Annotated in this window: 16 protein-coding genes; 5 read left to right on the forward strand and 11 right to left on the reverse strand. The window is 32.8% G+C overall.

Translation table 11 applies throughout. The features are described 5' to 3' along the window. Positions 1-3: 3 nt before the first annotated feature. The 3 genes from EKH84_RS17330 to EKH84_RS17340 all read right to left on the reverse strand — a co-directional run bounded on the left by EKH84_RS17330 (position 4) and on the right by EKH84_RS17340 (position 2,317). On the reverse strand, positions 4-204 hold the full coding sequence (locus EKH84_RS17330; RefSeq protein WP_127067272.1) for an XRE family transcriptional regulator: 201 nt from the start codon (positions 202-204) through the stop codon (positions 4-6). A gap of 391 nt (positions 205-595) precedes the next feature. Next, positions 596-1,507: a homoserine O-acetyltransferase MetA gene (gene metA, locus EKH84_RS17335; protein ID WP_013657859.1), complete on the reverse strand. Its 912-nt coding sequence runs from the start codon at positions 1,505-1,507 to the stop codon at positions 596-598. Between the two features lie 27 nt (positions 1,508-1,534). Continuing rightward, positions 1,535-2,317 carry a GTP pyrophosphokinase gene (locus tag EKH84_RS17340; RefSeq protein ID WP_013657860.1) on the reverse strand — a complete coding sequence of 261 codons (783 nt, stop codon included), beginning with the start codon at positions 2,315-2,317 and terminating at the stop codon, positions 1,535-1,537. Positions 2,318-2,520: 203 nt separating this feature from the next. Here EKH84_RS17340 and EKH84_RS17345 point away from each other — a divergent pair, with 203 nt between their 5' ends. After that, complete coding sequence (locus tag EKH84_RS17345) at positions 2,521-4,053, forward strand: putative polysaccharide biosynthesis protein (RefSeq protein ID WP_127067273.1); 1,533 nt, start codon at positions 2,521-2,523, stop codon at positions 4,051-4,053. On the opposite strand, the gene EKH84_RS17350 is transcribed toward EKH84_RS17345, so the two are convergent. After that, complete coding sequence (locus EKH84_RS17350; RefSeq protein ID WP_127067274.1) at positions 4,046-5,368, reverse strand: replication-associated recombination protein A; 1,323 nt, start codon at positions 5,366-5,368, stop codon at positions 4,046-4,048. The two genes, EKH84_RS17345 and EKH84_RS17350, sit on opposite strands and share 8 nt — an antisense overlap. A 260-nt stretch (positions 5,369-5,628) precedes the next feature. Between EKH84_RS17350 and EKH84_RS17355 the strand changes: the two genes are divergently transcribed. Both EKH84_RS17355 and lysA read left to right on the forward strand, forming a co-directional pair. Next, positions 5,629-6,318, forward strand: a complete 690-nt coding sequence (locus EKH84_RS17355) for a TrmB family transcriptional regulator (RefSeq protein ID WP_013657863.1) — start codon at positions 5,629-5,631, stop codon at positions 6,316-6,318. A 24-nt stretch (positions 6,319-6,342) separates the two neighbouring features. Further along, positions 6,343-7,596: a diaminopimelate decarboxylase gene (gene lysA / locus EKH84_RS17360; protein WP_127067275.1), complete on the forward strand. Its 1,254-nt coding sequence runs from the start codon at positions 6,343-6,345 to the stop codon at positions 7,594-7,596. Positions 7,597-7,825: 229 nt separating this feature from the next. Here lysA and EKH84_RS17365 read toward each other — a convergent pair whose 3' ends face one another. The 4 genes from EKH84_RS17365 to EKH84_RS17380 all read right to left on the reverse strand — a co-directional run bounded on the left by EKH84_RS17365 (position 7,826) and on the right by EKH84_RS17380 (position 12,662). Then, positions 7,826-9,373 carry a methyl-accepting chemotaxis protein gene (locus tag EKH84_RS17365; protein ID WP_127067276.1) on the reverse strand — a complete coding sequence of 516 codons (1,548 nt, stop codon included), beginning with the start codon at positions 9,371-9,373 and terminating at the stop codon, positions 7,826-7,828. A 242-nt stretch (positions 9,374-9,615) separates the two neighbouring features. Beyond that, positions 9,616-10,812 (reverse strand): hypothetical protein, encoded by a 1,197-nt coding sequence (locus EKH84_RS17370; RefSeq protein ID WP_243118610.1) that lies wholly within the window; start codon positions 10,810-10,812, stop codon positions 9,616-9,618. Between the two features lie 771 nt (positions 10,813-11,583). Further along, on the reverse strand, positions 11,584-11,955 hold the full coding sequence (locus EKH84_RS17375; RefSeq protein ID WP_127067278.1) for a VOC family protein: 372 nt from the start codon (positions 11,953-11,955) through the stop codon (positions 11,584-11,586). A 500-nt stretch (positions 11,956-12,455) separates the two neighbouring features. Further along, the gene (locus tag EKH84_RS17380) at positions 12,456-12,662 is read right to left on the reverse strand and encodes a hypothetical protein (protein ID WP_127067279.1); all 207 of its coding nucleotides are present in this window, start codon (positions 12,660-12,662) and stop codon (positions 12,456-12,458) included. A 790-nt stretch (positions 12,663-13,452) separates the two neighbouring features. Here EKH84_RS17380 and EKH84_RS17385 point away from each other — a divergent pair. Further along, positions 13,453-13,836 (forward strand): BlaI/MecI/CopY family transcriptional regulator, encoded by a 384-nt coding sequence (locus tag EKH84_RS17385; protein ID WP_127067280.1) that lies wholly within the window; start codon positions 13,453-13,455, stop codon positions 13,834-13,836. A gap of 3 nt (positions 13,837-13,839) precedes the next feature. Beyond that, on the forward strand, positions 13,840-15,633 hold the full coding sequence (locus tag EKH84_RS17390; RefSeq protein ID WP_127067281.1) for a BlaR1 family beta-lactam sensor/signal transducer: 1,794 nt from the start codon (positions 13,840-13,842) through the stop codon (positions 15,631-15,633). A 7-nt stretch (positions 15,634-15,640) separates the two neighbouring features. Here the strand turns inward: EKH84_RS17390 and EKH84_RS17395 are convergent, their stop codons facing one another. The 3 genes from EKH84_RS17395 to yajC form a co-directional block, all read right to left on the reverse strand. Then, positions 15,641-16,846, reverse strand: coding sequence for a DUF6070 family protein (locus tag EKH84_RS17395; protein WP_127067282.1), 1,206 nt, complete (start codon positions 16,844-16,846; stop codon positions 15,641-15,643). An 18-nt stretch (positions 16,847-16,864) separates the two neighbouring features. Next, positions 16,865-18,094 carry a DUF6070 family protein gene (locus EKH84_RS17400; protein ID WP_127067283.1) on the reverse strand — a complete coding sequence of 410 codons (1,230 nt, stop codon included), beginning with the start codon at positions 18,092-18,094 and terminating at the stop codon, positions 16,865-16,867. A gap of 224 nt (positions 18,095-18,318) precedes the next feature. Then, the gene (yajC, locus tag EKH84_RS17405; RefSeq protein WP_013657876.1) at positions 18,319-18,741 is read right to left on the reverse strand and encodes a preprotein translocase subunit YajC; all 423 of its coding nucleotides are present in this window, start codon (positions 18,739-18,741) and stop codon (positions 18,319-18,321) included.

Genomic DNA, 18,741 nt, shown 5'->3' on the forward strand with positions numbered 1-18,741 from the left:
TTCTTATCTCCCCTCTTTAAATAAATATTGAAGTTCTAAATCAGGAAAATAACTTTGTTGGATTCTCTGAGCTTCATCAAAGGTAAACTGACTTTTACATCCTATCTTTAAAGATATAGTTGCAGGTCTCACTCCTAACAGATTAGCTAGGTCAATGCACTTTACTGAACGTCTTGCCATTTCGGCTTTTAAATTCCATAACATTTTTCACATCTCCTTTTATTTTGTTTGTTGTGCTTTCGCTACAAGTGATATGATAAATATGAAATATTAAATAGGAATGAGGCCTTTTTAAGGCTTTTATGAGGCCTTTATGAGGCAATTTTGAGGCTTTTATGAGGCCTTTATGACTAATTGATTAATAGAGTGTTAAGGAAGAAAAATGGTAAAAAAAATAGACTCAGGAATTAAATCCTAAGTCATTAATTTATATATAGATATTTGGGTATTATTTTACGCCATTCCTTTCTGTTCTTACGCCATTTATACGCCATTTTCTATTTTTTTCTGGCGTAAACTAGCTATTTTAGTCCTTTATTAAAAATTTTATTCTAACCGCTCAATTGGCTAAATCCCTTCACCATCAACCATTCAATTACATTTCATCCAAATTAAATGGTGTTACTTGATATACATAGTAATTTAGCCAATTAGAGAATAAGGTATAAGCATGTGAGCGCCAACGCACCACTACACCTTTTTCCATTTGATCTTCCTTATAATAATGTTTTGGCATTTCAATAGGGAGATTTTTACTTAAATCTCTCTTATATTCCTGTTCTAAAGTAAGTGGGTCATACTCTGCATGACCAGTAATGAAAATATGTTTACCATCTTTAGAAGTAACAACTCCCACCCCTGCTTCTTCGGAATAAAGTAATAACTTAAGTTCTTCACATTTAGTGATGTCCTCTAGCTTTACCTCACTATGTCTTGAATGGGGAATATACACGTAATCGTCTAGGCCCTGGAGCAATTTTTCATCCTCTACTTGAGTATGTTCAAATATACCAAATAGCTTTTCATCTAGGGCATATTTAGGAATGCCATAATGATAATACAGGCCTGCTTGAGCCCCCCAACAAATATGGAAAGTAGAGGTGACATGCTTTTTACTCCATTCCATCATCTCTGAAAGTTCGCTCCAATAATTGACTTCTTCAAAATCCATCTGTTCTACTGGTGCACCTGTTATAATCATACCATCATAATTAGAGTTTTTAATTTCATCAAAGGTTTTATAAAAGGTCTCTAAATACTCACTAGGTGTATTCTTACTTTCGTGAGAAATTGGCCTTACCAAAGTAATATCTATTTGTAAGGGTGAATTACTTAGTAATCTTAAAAGCTGTACCTCTGTCTCTTGCTTAGTGGGCATAAGATTTAAGATAGCAATTTTAAGCTCCCTAATATCTTGAGAGATTGCTCTTGTTTCATCCATCACAAATATGTCTTCTTTTTGTAGTATTTCTATTGCAGGTAATGTGTTCGGTACCTTAATTGGCAATTTAACTACTCCTCCCCATTTGGCCTTTTAGTTAGTATGAGCTAGACTTTCATTAAACTCCTTGAGTTTACACATATCTCCCTCTTCCCATAAGGTCCAAAATATCTCATAAATTTCATTCATATCTTTTTTATTTTTCTTGGCACCCATTGCCTGAATGGTACTAAAAATATCTCCAATCAAGTTAGATTCTTCTTGGAAGGATTCTTGACATTTAAGTACTTCTTCACGTATCTCTGCCATTTCTTGATCTAGTAAAAAAGCGGCTTCTGCTGCTTTATTAAGTCTTTCTTGAATATTCTTTGGCATATTTTGTTTATATTTATAACGTAAGGAATGTTCAATAGTTGCCCAGAAATTCATAGCTAAAGTACGAATTTGGATTTCTGCAAAAATCCATTTTTCTCCATGCCCCGTTTGGACAGGGTATTTAATAATCATATGATAACTTCTATACCCACTGGATTTAGTATTGGTAATATAATCTCTTTCTTCTACTACCACTAAATCCTTACGATCTCTTGCTTTGATGATATCAATAACCTTATAAATATCCTCTACAAACTGACACATAATACGAATGCCCGCAATATCTTCTATCTTTTCTTCTATTTCCTCGAGAGGAATATTTTTCTTTTGTGCCTTCTCTAATATACTTGAAATCTTTTTAACACGACCTGTTACAAACTCTATAGGAGAGTATTCATCTAGTGCTATAAACTCTTTACGAATACTTTTAAATTTTACTTTTAATTCATCTACAGCTTGATTGTAAGGTAGTAGGACGCGCTTCCAATTCTGCATTTCCATAAGTAATCACTCACCTCCACGTTAAGTCCCCTAATCATCTTATTATATCTAATTCTGCCTACTTCCTCAACTTAAATTGTTCGCCTGTTTTTTCAGATTCTCTACATATTTTAGGGTCTTGTCTCATAAATTGTACTAGTTATCATTTTACTGCCACTCTCCTTAAGTACACACACTGAGGGAGAACTTAGAAAGGAGAGCTTATGAGTAAAAAATCTTTAGTTACTGGTACTTTAATTTTAACCCTAGCTAGTTTAATCACCCGTTTACTTGGCTTCGGCTTTCGTATTTATCAATCTCAAGTTATGGGAGCCGAAGGGATGGGGCTTTATCAACTTTTATTTCCTATTTACATGCTTTTATGGGCAGCTTCTTCTGCTGGTATTGCCATGGCTATTGCCAAAATGGTAGCTGCCGAAGTTTCTAAAGGCGCTGAAGGTAATGCTATTCGCGTTTTAAAGATCTCACTGGTTATTTCATTACCTCTAAGCTTCGTTTTATCTACCTTACTCTTTTGCTTTGCACCTTTTATCGCACGCTATTATATTCAAGAGCCAGTTACAGAGCTTTCTCTTCGTATATTAGCTGCTTGTGTGCCCTTTATGTCCACAGCTTGTTGTCTTCGCGGTTATTTTCAAGGACATCAAGAAATGTCCATTACAGCTCTTGCCCAAATTGTAGAACAAGTAGGACGTATGCTCATTATTTATCTCCTAGCTGGGCTTATGGTGCCTATGGGTATTACCTACATATGTGCTTTAGGCGTTATTGGTATGTGTACAGGCGAAGTTTTCTCATTTATCATGTCTTATATTGCTTTTCGTATAAAAAAACGTCATCTCACACTTACACCTGCTACTTTACCTAAAAAAGAAGCCTTTAATAAGCTTATGGCACTTTCAATTCCTGTTACTGCTAATCGCTTTTTAACTTCAGGGCTTCAATCCTTTGAGAATATATTAATTCCTATTACACTAGGACAATATGGCTTAAGTTCAAGTGCTGCCTTAGGCTTATATGGTCAATTTAGTGGCATGGCCTTGCCTCTACTTTTCTTTCCTTCTATGGTCACTTCCTCACTGGCCACAGCTTTGGTACCTGCTATCTCAGAAGCAGTTGCCATGAAAAATAAAGCATTACTTCAGCGAACTATGTCTAAGGCCATTCAGTTTTCTGCTTTAATTGGCATTGGTGCTACTGCTTTGTTTTTAACCTTGCCCTATGAAATTGCTATCACCTGCTATGGTATGAAAGAAGTAGGTCAGCTCTTAAAGTGGCTAGCTATTATTTGTCCTTTCCTTTATCTTCAAAATATCCTGACAGGCGCTATGAACGGTTTAGGCATGCAGAAACAAACCTTTAAAACCAACGTGATGGGCTCTCTCATTTGTATTGCGCTTATTTTACTAATGGTACCCAGACGCGGCATTATTGGTTTTGTCATTGCTATGCTTATTCAATCTGGTTTTGTTTGCTCCATGCTTTTATCTTATGTTTTAAAAAACATTGATTTACCTGTAGATATACGAAACTGGATTATTCGTCCTAGCTTAGCAGGTATTCTTTGTAGCCTTATTACCCTTACTATTAACAAGCTCTATCTTATTAAACTTTTTTCTTCATCTGTTAGTACCATTTTAGCAGTGCTCATATTAGGTGGTTCTTATACACTTCTTCTCTTTTTTATAGGTTGTTTATCCATTAAAGATGTAAAAAGCTTCTTGGGCTCTAGATAGAGCCCTTTCTTTCTGCCATTTGCTTCTTTATTTCCTTTTCATAACCTTCTTGGGTTGGATGATAATAAGAGGTTCCTAAAAGGGCATCGGGTAAATACTGCTGCTCTACATAGTGATGTGGATAATCATGAGCATATAAATAACCCTGACCATGATTAAGTTCTTTAGCACCACTGTAATGACTATCTCTTAAATGGCTAGGTACGTTGCCAATTTCTCTATGTTCGACATCACTTAAAGCAGCATTGATAGCCATATAGCTTGCATTACTTTTTGGGGCTGCAGCTACATATAAAGCTGCTTGACTTAAAATAATTCTTCCTTCTGGCATACCAATTCTTTCTATAGCTAACATAGCCTGTGTAGCCACGGTAAGAGCCTGTGGATCAGCATTGCCTACATCTTCACTGGCACAAATCACAATGCGTCTTGCTATAAACTTAGGATCCTCACCTGCTGCAATCATTCTTGCTAAATAGTGAGCTGTAGCCTGAGGGTCACTCCCTCTCATGCTTTTGATGAAAGCTGAAATCACATCATAATGATTATCCCCTTTTTTATCATAATGAAGGGCTTTTTTCTGTACACATTCTTCCAGCACTGATGTAGTAATATGGATTATCCCATCTTCACTTCTTGAAGTAGTCATAACTGCTAGCTCAATAGCATTTAAAGCATTCCTCGCATCTCCTGCCGTGCGCATTGCTAAATAATCTAACGCATCTTCTGTCACATCAGCTTTATAAGCACCTAAACCTCTTTCTTTATTATAAACAGCTTCTTTAATAATCTTTTTTACATCGTCTGTTTCTAAGGGTTTAAGTTCAAAAACTAAAGAGCGAGAAATGAGTGCCCTATTCACCTCGAAATAAGGATTTTCTGTAGTAGCACCAATTAATACTAAAGTACCGTCTTCTGTGTAAGGTAAAAGCGCATCTTGTTGTGCCTTATTAAAACGATGGATCTCATCGATAAAAATAATCGTTTTCTTACCTGTCATGGAACGTTGTAACTTGGCATCTTCCACTGCTTTTATAATCTCTGCTTTTCCACTTGTCGTCGCATTAAGCACAATAAAATGTGCCTTAGTCGTATTGGCAATAACTTTAGCAATGGTTGTTTTACCTGTTCCAGGTGGGCCATAAAAAATAAGTGATTGCAATTTATCAGCTTTAATGGCACGATAAAGGAGTTTGTCCTCTTCTAATAAATGATGCTGCCCTACAATTTCACTTAGCTTAGTAGGTCTCATACGAGATGCTAAAGGTGAATCTTCATTGCCTTTTTTTTCATTAATATATTCAAATAAGTCCATTGTAACTCCTCTCCATCCCAGCATTATAAAATAAATATATGTAGCTGATTTGTATCCTTTACTTTATTATAGGGTATATTTTTAGTTTGTACAATTGATAGGTGCCAAGAGACTTTTATCCCTTCTTTAAAAAAGAACGCATATAATGGTAGAAAATGTTGCTTTATACACATTTTAATTTAATTCATTAGAATAGATTGACTTTTCTTTGGTTACCATTTATAGTAGTACTAAATAAAACCACTATAAAGGATGATACAATGCTTTTTAATAATACCTTACACAAATTAGGCTTTTCACCTATTGAAGCTAACGTTTTTATTGTGCTCTGCAAGCATGGCTCATTAACTGGTTATGAAGTAGCAAAACTTACTGGCATTTCTCGTTCCAACGTTTATGCTGCACTTTATAGTTTACAAGATAAAGGAAAATGTTATGCTTCTGAGGGTGAGACAACTAAATATGTGGCTATTTCTAAAGAGGAACTATTACTCTCTACCGAAAGAGAGTTTCATACAACCTTAGAAGAAATCAAAGAATATTATCCGGTTCCACTAGAAGCTAACGAGCCTTACATCACCATTAAAGGCTATGACAATGTGCTTACTAAACTCAAAAATGCTATTTTACTTTGTCATTCTCATCTTTACCTTTTATGTGCTTCTGATGTAGTGGCACTTTTACAAGATGAGCTTAAAACTATAAGCACAGAAAAGAAGGTCACGATTCTCTGTGATAAAGCTATTAAATTGCCTAGCTCGATTACACTTTATCACCGATTAAAAAGTCCAGAAGGTTTTCATATGATCATCGATACTGAAGCTGTTCTAACAGGAGATTTAAATGCTAGTTCACCTCAGTGCCTTTTTTCTAAAGACCTTTCTTTAGTGAGACTTATGAGAGAATCTTTTATAACAGAATTAGATATGATTCAGCTTAATAAACGCTAAATTTATTTATTTAAGGAGGATATTATGCACAGCTTGCATGGTAGTTATACCACAGAAACAAACTTTTATGGGGGAAACGACGTTTTTGATTTAATTGAGCAATATGGTAGTCCCCTTTATATTTACAATGAAAATATTTTAAGAACACGTTGCAGAGAAATGAAGCATTTAGTAAGTTACGAAAACTTTGTGCCACATTATTCTATTAAAGCCAATACCAATATTCATCTTTTAAAAATCGTTCATGAAGAAGGCTTACATGCTGATGTTATGAGCCCTGGAGAGATTTATTTAGCCCTTGAAAGTGGTTTCTCTCCTGAAGAGCTTTTCTTCATTCCTAATAATGTAGTGGCTGAAGATATGCAATATGCTATTGACCGTAATATCATGACAAGTGTTGACTCTCTTGATCAATTAGAGCTTTATGGACAGCTTAATCCAGGTGGCAAAGTTGCCATCCGTTTCAATCCTGGTGTAGGTGCTGGTCACCATGAAAAGGTTGTTACTGGTGGTAAGAAAACAAAATTCGGTGTTAACCCTGAATATATTCCTGAAGTAAAACGCCTTTTAGAAACCTATAATTTGACTTTAGTAGGTATTAATCAACACATTGGTTCTTTATTCATGGATGGCACTCCTTATATCGAAAGCTTAGGTTCTATCTTAAGCATCGCTAAGCAATTTGATGACTTAGAATTCATCGACCTTGGTGGTGGCTTTGGTATCCCTTATCATAAACAAGATGGTGAAGCTAGACTTAATATTAAAGCTTTAGGTGAGGCCCTAGATCCTGTACTTTCATCTTTTGCTAAAGAATATGGCAAAAATGTACAGTTTCAGATTGAACCAGGCCGTTATATTCCTTGTGAAAGCTGTGCTTTAGTAGGAACGGTAACTGCCACTAAAACGAATGCGGACCATGACTATGTTGGTTGTGACATCGGCTTTAATGTTCTTCAACGACCTATTATGTATGATTCTCACCATGATATTGAAATTTATTCAAGAGAACTAAAAGAAGCACCACTTGGTCCTCTTACTGTTGTAGGTAACATTTGTGAAAGTGGTGATATTTTAGCTAAAGATCGTATGCTTCCACTCACTACTGTTAGAGGTGACTTAATTGCTCTGATGGATGCTGGTGCTTATGGCTATAGCATGGCTTCTTGCTATAATCAACGCTTTAGACCAGCTGAGGTTTTAATAGGATTAGACGGGAAAGTAAGACAAATTAGAAAACGTGACACTTTAGAAGATTTAATCCGTAATATGCTTTAATTAACATTATTTATATAGATTACTTTTATGAGTCCTACTTTGGCAAGTGGTTAACTGAATTAGCCTTTTATACCCTGCTGTTATGCCTTAAAGTATTCTGTAGGACGATGCCATGGACATCGTAGTTAGATAGAAAGGAGATTCTTAATCACAAGCCTTATACAAATAGGCGTAAGCTAGTAAGCTTACGCCTATTTGTAATGCTATTTATAGAAATCTCCATTAACGATTATTGCACTGTTGCAGCTTTCAATTTAATATCTACTCCTATAACCCCTCTAATAGTACCATCCTTCTGTTTGATAGGTGCTGAAAAGGTCACACAAGGTGTCTTCGTGATAGAAGATATATAAGGCTTAGAACTATATACATGCCCAGCTATAGCTTCTTTAAACCACTCTCTTACATTACCATTAGCAATACCTGCTGGTGGAATAGATACTACAAAACGACCTTTATGTCCATTAGTCCACGCTGCTTCTATAAAATCATTTTCTTTAAGCATTTTTTCTAATGCCAGACGATGAGTCCCTTGGTCTAACTCAATAAAAGTTTTATCCTTAGTGAAATTTTTAACCATTTCTTCAAAGTGACTCATATATACCACTAAAGTATCTGTATTAAATTCTGATAAATCATCAAGCTTATATTCTTCTATAAGCTCTGTTAAGTCCTTTGAAGAATTATTAAGTAATTCACCCATACGTACTAAATTGCCTAGACTATCTTTCTGTTTTTCAATAGAGCTATACACGCTTTGTACGCTATCTGCTGTTTGAAGTGCGTTATTTTCCATAGTTCCCATACAAAGTTGTACACTACTGGCTAGTGTGACTTCTTTATCTGAAAGCTGAGACATATCTCCTACCAAGTCAGTAACCTCTTCAAAAGAAGTTTGGATTTTTTCTAAGCCTTTTTCTACTCGCATAGACTTCTTAACCCCTTCTTCTATTTGCTTATTACTAGACTCTAAATGAGTATTCACATTCTTTAAAGCCCCTTGAATATTATCAATAAGAGTATTTACTTCTGTTACAGCATCAGCTGTATTAGTCGCAAGTTTTCTAATTTCATCAGCTACAACTGCAAAACCTCTACCAGCTTCACCCGCCCTAGCTGACTCAATAGATGCATTAAGCGCAAGCAAGTGCGTCTGAGATGAAATATCCCGTACGGTATTTAAAATATCTACAATTTGATTAGAAGTTCCATTCAGCTCTGACATATACGCTATTGTTGTTTGTGAAGTCATTTCTATTTCCTTAATATTATTTAAAATATCCATTACCTCTGCTAAGCTCTTATTAATCGTTTTTTTAGAATGTTGGCTAATTTCTGTTAGCCTACTCGTTGTTGTACCTACATGCTCTTGTACTTCGTGTACTTCGTTAACAGCTTCTACTGTATCCTCTAGAGTTGCATTTACTTGACTATTTAATACTGCCATTTCTTGTGCTTCTGCATAAAGTTGTTCGGTAAAAACTGTATTTTCTTCTAATGTAACATATAGATCTTCTGATACAGCTGCTACTTGACTAGAAGCTACGCTCATTTCATAACCGAGTTTTTTGTAGTCTTTTTGCTTTTCCATTAGCTCATTTACTAATCTTGCTTTTTCTTTGACTATTTTATGCCCTCTGTACATTTCCAGTCCTATTACTGAAACCATCCCTATCAGCCAAACGATTATATTTTTCTGAATAGGAAAAAAGCTACTTCCTACCCCTATCACGATAATCATTAAAACAGATGTTATACTGCTCATTTTACTATTCATTTTCAAATCACCCCAATAAAAATAGGCGTTTAAACAATTTTACTTTGTTTAAACGCCTTCGTTTAATATATTAGCTTATTATATTATAATGAGAGCATATTATCAATATATTTTATTTATAAATAATATTTTTTATATTATTTTATGACTATTATATAAAAACTTATAAAAGCAAGGAGTAGAAGACATAGGTAATTGCTTAAAAACAAAAATCTATGCTTTTTATAACATTATTCCTCTACTTACTCAATAGGTTCTCTTCCTATCCATGTATTGTCACTAGTTTTATCTCTTAATGAACTAATAGGATGTTCATCTATTTCATATCTATAATCTTGTGCATCTTTATTAATCTTTTCTACAATAACCTTATGGCTTGGTACTGCATGGACATCATGATTAAGACTTTCTTGAAATTGAAAGAAATCTGCACCTTGAGGCACTTTTCCAATATCTACATAATCTTCCTTTATCGAAGTTAATTGAACAGTTGCTTTGATAATATCTCTTACATATTCCTTATTTGGCCCTAATGTTAATAATCTTGGGAAGCATCCGTTCGAAATAACTTGTTGCCATTCTTTCTTTTCATATTGTTTTAAAAGATCTGTTGCCTGATGAAGATGTGCAATTTCTTCGTGGAAATGTTGTTCCCAAATTTGTTTAATATGAGCATCTGTTTCATCTTCATAGCAAGAGTAGTATAAATAGCACTCTGTATATTCATGAAGCAATAAATTCTCAAGCCATGTTAACCGTGTGTCTAATAAGCTACCATATTGAGTAACATGCTGTTCCTCAATAAGCCCAATCTCTTGGTATAAACTTCTTCCTAAATCAGATTGATAAAAACCTGCTATATTCATATAATAATTCATTGTTTGTTGCTCTGCAGCAGTAATAATGGCAACATTAAGCTTAGTAATAGGGTCTGCAGTTGTAAAATCTACATACTTCTTTATATTATCAGCTGGAAAACGGTGTTCAGAAATAGTTGGCCTTCCTGGCATAATCTCTGTATAATGTCCAACTAAACGCTCTGCATGTATACCCTGTTCCATTTCAAGTAAATCAGAATATCTATATAAATGGTCAAAATCCTCTAATAATGCAAAGTCAAGTGCCATCTTTACTTCTTTATTTGGCTCTCTTTTAGCTAGTTCAGAGGTTAAGTCTACTGCTAATTGTTCATAACTAATAGTCATTTCAAGTATTGTTTCATCTACTGGTTTTAAAACTGAGATAACCTTTTGTTGTTGTTGTTCGATTCTTCTGGTAATAGCTACTGCTCTACGTAAATCATTATCTGGACAATGACGTGAAAATTGATGCGAAAACCATACTGCTTCATATTCTGTACCATTCATTAAGATAATACGTGTTTTAGTATAGGGATCCACCTCATTTTTATTATATGGCTTAGGATAAATACTTTTCAAATCGTATTTTATTAAAAAATATTTTAATAAAATTAGTTTTTGATATTGATTTTCATTTTCCTTTATGTTATATTTATTACATCACAGAACATACATGTTTTTTTCATCAAATCTCTGATGTAGGCACTAGTTCCTTAACTAGTGCTTTTTTTTATAGTAATTTAAATCTATTATTTTATATAAGTATCTCTTTCATATTAAAACCCTTTATAAATCTGACAAAAATTTCTTATTTTTTATATTTTATTTGATAATTTTTAATATTGAATTTAATAGTTTTTGTTATATAATATTAATTATCAAATAAAATAGAAAGGAAGTATGTTATGTATTTTTGGAGAAAACACGAGTTCTTATTTATGTACTTCATCTTTATAATTCTTATATTGTTCACAACTTATCTAGTAACTTATTTATTAGCTAGCTAATATCATATATACTACCCCACAAAAAACTACTTCTCTTTTATTTCAATGTATTTCAAATGGCCAACGACCAAAAAAGCCTAATTCACTTGCATTTAGGGCTGATGAAGTAGTATATATATCTCTATAAATCTCCATTTTCTTTATTTGAGATACTCTCTGGTTTTTAGTGATTCTATTAATATATCATCAGTGCATATATTCACCTTACTCTTTTCTCTCCAACAGTTTGATACACTAACTAACCCTAATATCCATTTCACTTATGATACAAAAATAAGACCAAAATTATATTTGGTCTTATCTAAAACTATTCTTTTAAATTATAGAGACTAAACAATATAAATTAGCTATCTATAGTAACTATTTGTTCTCCCTGAAAACTTCTCAAATAGACTACATTTCTATCTGGATCATAAAAACTCATATTTTTTGCTCCCCATGGACGAATGGTGGGTTTTTCAATAATTTCAATTCCCATATTTACAATTCTTTCATATTCTACATCAATATCCTTTACAGTAAATGCAATACATATATTCTGATTTGCATTGTTTTTTACAGAACCGTCATTATACACTGTCAACATAGTTTCTTCTGCTAAAATTGTTTGATGCACATCATCATCACTTCCATTATCTATTCCAAGCAATAATTTATAAAAATTCGCTAATCTTACAACATCATTTGTTAATAATCCAACTTCCCCTATTCTCATAATCCCTCCATAAATTTGAGTTTTTCAATCAATAAAACATCTATTTTCTCATTATATAAAATAAGGCTAGACATTACCACGTATTCCTATCTAAATCTATTTTTTTATTTTATATATGAAAGCTTCATTACTATATTGTATCCTATTTCTTTCACGCTCTGTCTATAAAACCCCTATAACATAGCTCTCCCTATGCAATAAACTCTAGTACTTTTACAATCCATATTTTATCAATCATCTAAATACCTTTAATTTACATTTCTTTTTTGGCTTAATTTTTAATCAAAGCACATACTAACACCAAAGGTGGTGATAATTATGTTCGCTTGGCTTATCTTGCTAATAGAAAAATTTCGCTAGTCTTTTTCAGGGGATTATTCAATCCCCTACATAACTTGACCACTTATTTCATCTAATTCATCTTCAAATCTCCATCATCTTGTAAATCTTGCTTTCTGCTCTCCTTTGAATAACTATTTATTATAGTAAGTTTAAATTTATTAGTCAATTTTATTAAAAATGACTGTCTGCTCTTTCATAGATATTTTTCCTACTTGATAACCGTATTCCGTTAATTCTTTCTTATAATTCAAAAAGGAATGGTCTATTGGTATTCCAGCAATACCCTTAATTTCATCAAAAGTTAATTTGAATGATTCATTTCCATTTTTCTGAACATATTCCCATAAAGAATTGTATTTACTCATTCTGTTTCACCCCTTGTCAAATTCAAATTTATCATTCTACAAAATATCTATTCTTATTGTCTAAACTGTTTATATAGTATATCACTTTAGTTATGTTATATTTTGTCATTCTATGAAATAAAAATAGGACCAAGATTTCACCCGATCCTATCTAAAACTATTTTTTTATTGCATAAATGGTTAAATTGATATTAACTTCTAATTTATTAATTCTCTCGATAATTCCTATTTTATTCACCCCTTTGACTATCAATAAAAAGTAAAGAGAGGAAGCCATTGGGGATTGGCTTCCTCTCTCGTTCCGTTCATATTTTATAAACAGGAAAATAGATATATTATGGGGAGATTTTGTAAGCAAAAGATTAATTCCCTTGCTTGATACTTATATTACACTACCTTTATTAATAAAATATGAATTGAAAATGAATATTTTTATTTATTTTATCCAATTTTTTACTGTATAAGTCTCATTTTTTTGTTTGTTTTTATCTATATATTGTATTTTAATATGATTAATCTTACTCTTGAAATTTATAAACACAAATCCACCATTTCCTTATTTACTTTATGGATTATTCTATTCTTCTTTTACCCTATTTAAGTTACTATCATTTTTTATAGGCTTACTCTGGCTTTTATATTTTTAATATCATATCTTTTTAATTTTTCAAAATTTTAATATCACTACATTTAAACCATTCATTTCATCCCTAATGATTGACATAGCAGAAAAAGTAAGCCTATAATTTATTTATCTATTACATATGTAAGATTAAGGAGGTTATTATTTTTGAATTCAATACCCCAAATTTCTGAAGCCGAATATGAAGTTATGAAAGTCATTTGGCACTATGCACCTATTAGTACCAATGATGTTATTGATAAACTTTCATCCACTACATCATGGAGTCCTAAGACCATTCAAACCATGCTTCTTCGTTTAGTTAAGAAAAAAGTATTAACTTACGAAAAAAATAGTCGTGTATTTGTTTATACTCCCTTAGTTAGACAAGAAGATTATTTAAATAAGGAAAGCACTTCTTTTCTCAATCGTTTTTATAATGGCGCTTTAAATGCGATGGTTCTTAACTTTTTAGAAAATGATAAGCTTTCTCAAGAAGAAATTCACACATTAAAACAGATTTTAAATACAAGAAAAGAGAAAGGAGATTAGAAAATGTACTTACCTTTTTCTATTCACTTTTTAGTTTGCTGCTTTTTACTTTCTTTTTTTATAGGAGGTATTTTATTAGTTAAATACCTCTTTAAAAATCAGCTTTCTACAACATTTCAATATTATCTAGATTTTATCCTTTGTTTTACTTTACTAGTGCCCTTTATTCCGAACACCTTCTTTTACTGGAATATACGAACCCTATTACCTTTTAGTTTTAGCGATTCTACAACATACTCTGAGTATGGAAATTATTCTAAGCAAACCTTATCTATAATTAATCAACGCTTATTACAAGATTTTTCTATTTCTACAGACAAGCAGCTACCCGACCTTTTGATCACTAGCTTTGAAGTTATATGGCTCTCAGGTATTTTACTTCTTGTTTTAATTGCTATATACTATCATAAGCGTTTTTATCAAAAACAAAAGTATTTAAAACCCGTTACAGATTCCGCTCTTATTTCTTTATTGACTACTTGTAAACAGGAATTAGGAATCACGTCATTCATTGATCTTAGATTAAGTAGTTCTATTAAAAGTCCAATTTTAATAGGATTACTAAAGCCTAAAATCATTTTACCCCATAGTCTTACTCAATCTTACTCAATACAAGAAGTACGTTACATTTTTCTTCATGAATTACAACACTATAAACATAAGGATATCTTAATAAATTACATCATATCAGCTTTAACCATAATTTATTGGTTTCATCCCTTGATTCTTTACGCCTTAAAAGAAATGAAGCTAGACCGTGAATTAGTCTGTGACTCTTCTGTACTCAATGGCTTAGAAGAAGATCAATATACTGACTACGGCTATACCCTGATTCACTTTGCCGATCAAGCTCATTCCTATCCATTGGCACCTAGAACTAATCTGAGCCAAGGCAAAGAATTACTTAAAAAGCGAATTATTCATATTACCCATTATCAATCACCCTCAAAAAAACTTAAGGTAAAAAGTTATTTTATTTTTGGCTTAGTTGTTTTGATTACCCTACAAACACTTCCACTTATTGCTAGACCTATTTCTAATAAGGTAGCTTTTAACTTTGGTTCAAGCAATGTTAAGGAAGAAGATTTACATGCTTTTTTTGGTGATTATATAGGTACTTTTGTTCTATATGACCTTGAAGAGGATACTTATTCTATTTACAACAAAACCCATGCTTTAGAAAGAACTTCTCCCAATTCTACGTATAAGCTCTATAGCGCTCTCTTTGCTTTAGATGCCAATACTATAACTCCTGAACATTCAAAACGTATTTGGGATGGCACGATGTATCCTTTTGAAACTTGGAACCAAGACCAGACACTAATTTCTGCTATGAATTATTCAGTTAATTGGTATTTTCAAGACTTAGATACAACCCTAGGTGCATCAAAACTTGCTACTTATCTTAAAAAGCTACACTATGGTAATGAAGATTTATCGGGTGGAATGGATACCTTTTGGTTAAATTCTTCCCTCAAAATTTCTCCTTTGGAACAAGTTCAGCTTCTAACTGCTTTTTATAAGCAGGATTTAGCTTTTAATCCCAAAGACATTCTTACTTTAAAACAAGCCATTAAAATTTCTGAGTCTTCCACTTATATTCTTTCAGGTAAAACGGGAACTGGACGTGTTAATGATAAGGATATAAGTGGTTGGTTTATTGGATACATAGAAAAAAGTGGCAAAGCTTATATCTTTGCCACCCATATAGCAAGTAAAGAGTATGCTGATGGAGCCCGTGCTGCCGACATTGCTATTTCTATTTTAAAGGAAAAAGGCTTATATGAAGCCTCTTAACCTCCATTTATTCGTTTTTGTAGATAATGGTACTATTTTCCTTTGTTCTAGGTATGTAAGCTGGATAAATATCTTCTTCTGAAGCTTTTAAACTATTAGATACATAAACGAATCTACCTTGCTCTTTCAATCTAATGGTTACTTCATGAGTAAAGGCACTATCTGTACTATGTTGTGGCCAAACGGCATCTACTACTAATGTTAAAGTCCCATCCTGATGCTTGATGCAATCTATAACCTCTGGTAGTGGTGGTGTTTGAAAAGTATATTCACCAGCAGAGCGACTATACCAAATATACTTTTTAAGCACCTCATCATAGAGGGCATTTCTTCTGATCTCTGCCTTTGAAATATCAAAATAAGTCATGATAAGTTCCTCAAAAACTTCGGTTTCTATCCCTTTAGTATAATCTTCTAGCTTAATCCAATGACCCATTTTTAAGTAATAAAGCTTCTCAAATAAATCATTGAATTGGAGTTCTCCTAAATCATTTTCATTCCAATTCGTTAAAAACAAATTATTATTTTCATATCCTATAGACTCAATATACTTTTTACATAACTGGCGATATTCATCCCTTAACGGTATGACTCTAATAGCTTCATAACCATCATTATAATCCATGCCAAAAGGTGCAAGAGACTCATATGAGCGTTTATAAAGCAAATATCCTTTCCTTGTATATTGCCATTGATAGATTATAAATTTTTCCATATAAGTGATTTCTGGTTCCTTAGAATCATTCCAACTTACAACCGTTTGCATCACACTCATACTGTCTTCTTCCTTATTAAAATCTAATCTCACGATACCACCATCAATTGTTACCCTATACAAAGTAGCCTTAGTATCTTCTCCTGCCTCTACCTCTTTACAAAAAGATTCTATAATCTGAGGATTTTTCATATTTACCTTATTATCACTATCTGTAACAGGGATTCCTGCCTCTCCAACTATTTCCACAATCTCTTTAATTTGCTCTTCACTAATAAAAGGATTAGACTGGTAAAACACCCGATAAAGGTTAGCTACTTCAAGTATCTCTTCACTGCAAATCCTTTTCTCCTCTTCACTCATAGGAAGCTTTACATATTCTGGCTGTATTTCTTCAGTATATTGTTCCTCTAAGATTGCTTCATTTTCCTGTAGGCTTAACCCACTGCAACCCGTTAAGCATACTAATAGTATAATCATTCGTTTTAACCTTTTCAAAATCTCACCTTCTTTAATTTAATCTATTTTTATCCTATTTCTATAAACTGGAATGATTTGATTTCCTTTTGGTTGTATGCTATTTCCTATATAATAAAAGTTACCATCAGATTGAGGCACAATAGTCACTTCATGTGTAAATGCACAATCTGTACCATATTCTTCCCATAAAGCATCTACCGTTAATGTTATACTTCCATCCTTGTTTCTTATACAGTCAATTACCTCTGGAACAGGGTAACCTTTTGGCGTAGCCGTATAATTTGCACAACCTAATACTTGCCACTTATAATATTTTGTCTGCTGATCATAATAGGCGAATTTTTTTAATTCTTCTCCCGTAATAGGAAGATAAGTACATAAAATAGTTTCAAATTCTAGCTCAGGGATACCCTTCTTGTAACGCTCTACATTTATAGATTCTCCCTTTGTTAAATAGTAAAAATACTCAAACACATCATTAAAAGCAATAGGTGTCATATCCTCTTTGTTCCAATTCGCTAAAAACAAGTTATTGCCTTGATATCCAATAGGCCTTATATAAGCATTAGTAAGCTCTAGGTATTCTTCTTTTAGTGGTCTAACTCGAAGAATACTATAGCCACTACATTCTATAAACGGTGAAAAATATCTTTCATAAATCAAATATCCTTTGTCTGTATACTGCCAGTTCTTCAACTGATACTTTTCCATATAAGTTACCTGAGGTTCTATAGATTCGTTCCACCCAACACTTACTACCATTAAATCCATTTGTTTATTTTTTACATGAAAATCTAATCTTGAATATCCACCATTTCTATGAAGTTCATAAATGGTTACCTCAGCCTCCTCTCCTGAAAGTGCTGCTTCACAAAATACTTGAGCAAGCTTACTATTTGCCATATTAAAATGCCCAGCATTATCTATAACAACCTTATTCTTTCTAGCTAGACATTCTTTAATTTCTTCAACGATTTCTTCTGAAATCACTACATTATATGACTCTCCCTTATCAGCTGCCTTATAAATAGTTTTATAAAGTAAAGCCACCTGCACTGCTTCTTTTTCTATTTTTTGCTTTTCTTCCGGTTCTATTATGAGGTTATAATTTTCTTGTTCTACTGTATCATCATATTCCACCACTTCTACCTCTCGCCTAGTTAATGTTTCACTTACTATTTCACCTGAGGGAGATTTTCTTTCAGCACAACCTCCTAGCAGTAGGATTCCTAAAATACCCAATAAGCTAACCCATTTATTTTTCATCTTTTCTTCACCTGACCACGTATATATATTTTTTTATCCCCTATTACAGTGCGTATTTAAGTCTTACATTTGTAAGACTTAAATACAAAAAAAGATTAACTATCGAATATTTATTTTATTCAAATTAATCTTTTATCAAATATTACATCTGTAAGATTTAAAAGTCAAGTGCGTTTACTATAAAAGGCGTATAAACATGGTTTATACGCCTCTAGCTTACTTTATTATTTTTTTACTTCACCAATTTCGTTGCCGTTTTCATCTACTTCTACTTCTACTTCTACATATTCATATTCTGTACCGTCATCGTCAACTAAATCAGCTTTTTTACCTACTGTTAAGTTTGGCTCTGCAACACGTGCAACAGTTGATCTTACCACTGGAATACGTACACTTTTGTTAAGACCAAATTCAACAATAAAAGTATCATTGATAATGTCTACAACTTTACCATATAGTCCAGAGTTAAGAAGAATAGTATCGCCAATCTTTACACTATTTTGCATTTCTTCAACTTGTTTTTGTTGTTTCTTTTGTGGTCTAATTAAGATAAACCACATTACACCAATAATAACGGCGTAAATTAATAGCATACTCATTAATCCACCGCCAGCACCTGCAGTTGTTGTTAATAATACTGTGTTCAT

The sequence above is a fragment of the Cellulosilyticum sp. WCF-2 genome (genome assembly GCF_003990395.1).
Taxonomy (GTDB): domain Bacteria; phylum Bacillota; class Clostridia; order Lachnospirales; family Cellulosilyticaceae; genus Cellulosilyticum; species Cellulosilyticum lentocellum.

Coding starts and splice junctions, on each gene's coding strand:
- EKH84_RS17365 (WP_127067276.1), bottom strand. CDS start 9,373: ATGAATAGTAAAATGAGCAGTATAACATCTGTTTTAATGATTATCGTG.
- yajC (WP_013657876.1), bottom strand. CDS start 18,741: ATGAACACAGTATTATTAACAACAACTGCAGGTGCTGGCGGTGGATTA.
- EKH84_RS17350 (WP_127067274.1), bottom strand. CDS start 5,368: ATGGACTTATTTGAATATATTAATGAAAAAAAAGGCAATGAAGATTCA.
- EKH84_RS17345 (WP_127067273.1), top strand. CDS start 2,521: ATGAGTAAAAAATCTTTAGTTACTGGTACTTTAATTTTAACCCTAGCT.
- EKH84_RS17390 (WP_127067281.1), top strand. CDS start 13,840: ATGTACTTACCTTTTTCTATTCACTTTTTAGTTTGCTGCTTTTTACTT.
- EKH84_RS17355 (WP_013657863.1), top strand. CDS start 5,629: ATGCTTTTTAATAATACCTTACACAAATTAGGCTTTTCACCTATTGAA.
- EKH84_RS17330 (WP_127067272.1), bottom strand. CDS start 204: ATGTTATGGAATTTAAAAGCCGAAATGGCAAGACGTTCAGTAAAGTGC.
- lysA (WP_127067275.1), top strand. CDS start 6,343: ATGCACAGCTTGCATGGTAGTTATACCACAGAAACAAACTTTTATGGG.
- EKH84_RS17340 (WP_013657860.1), bottom strand. CDS start 2,317: ATGGAAATGCAGAATTGGAAGCGCGTCCTACTACCTTACAATCAAGCT.
- EKH84_RS17380 (WP_127067279.1), bottom strand. CDS start 12,662: ATGAGTAAATACAATTCTTTATGGGAATATGTTCAGAAAAATGGAAAT.
- EKH84_RS17375 (WP_127067278.1), bottom strand. CDS start 11,955: ATGAGAATAGGGGAAGTTGGATTATTAACAAATGATGTTGTAAGATTA.
- EKH84_RS17400 (WP_127067283.1), bottom strand. CDS start 18,094: ATGAAAAATAAATGGGTTAGCTTATTGGGTATTTTAGGAATCCTACTG.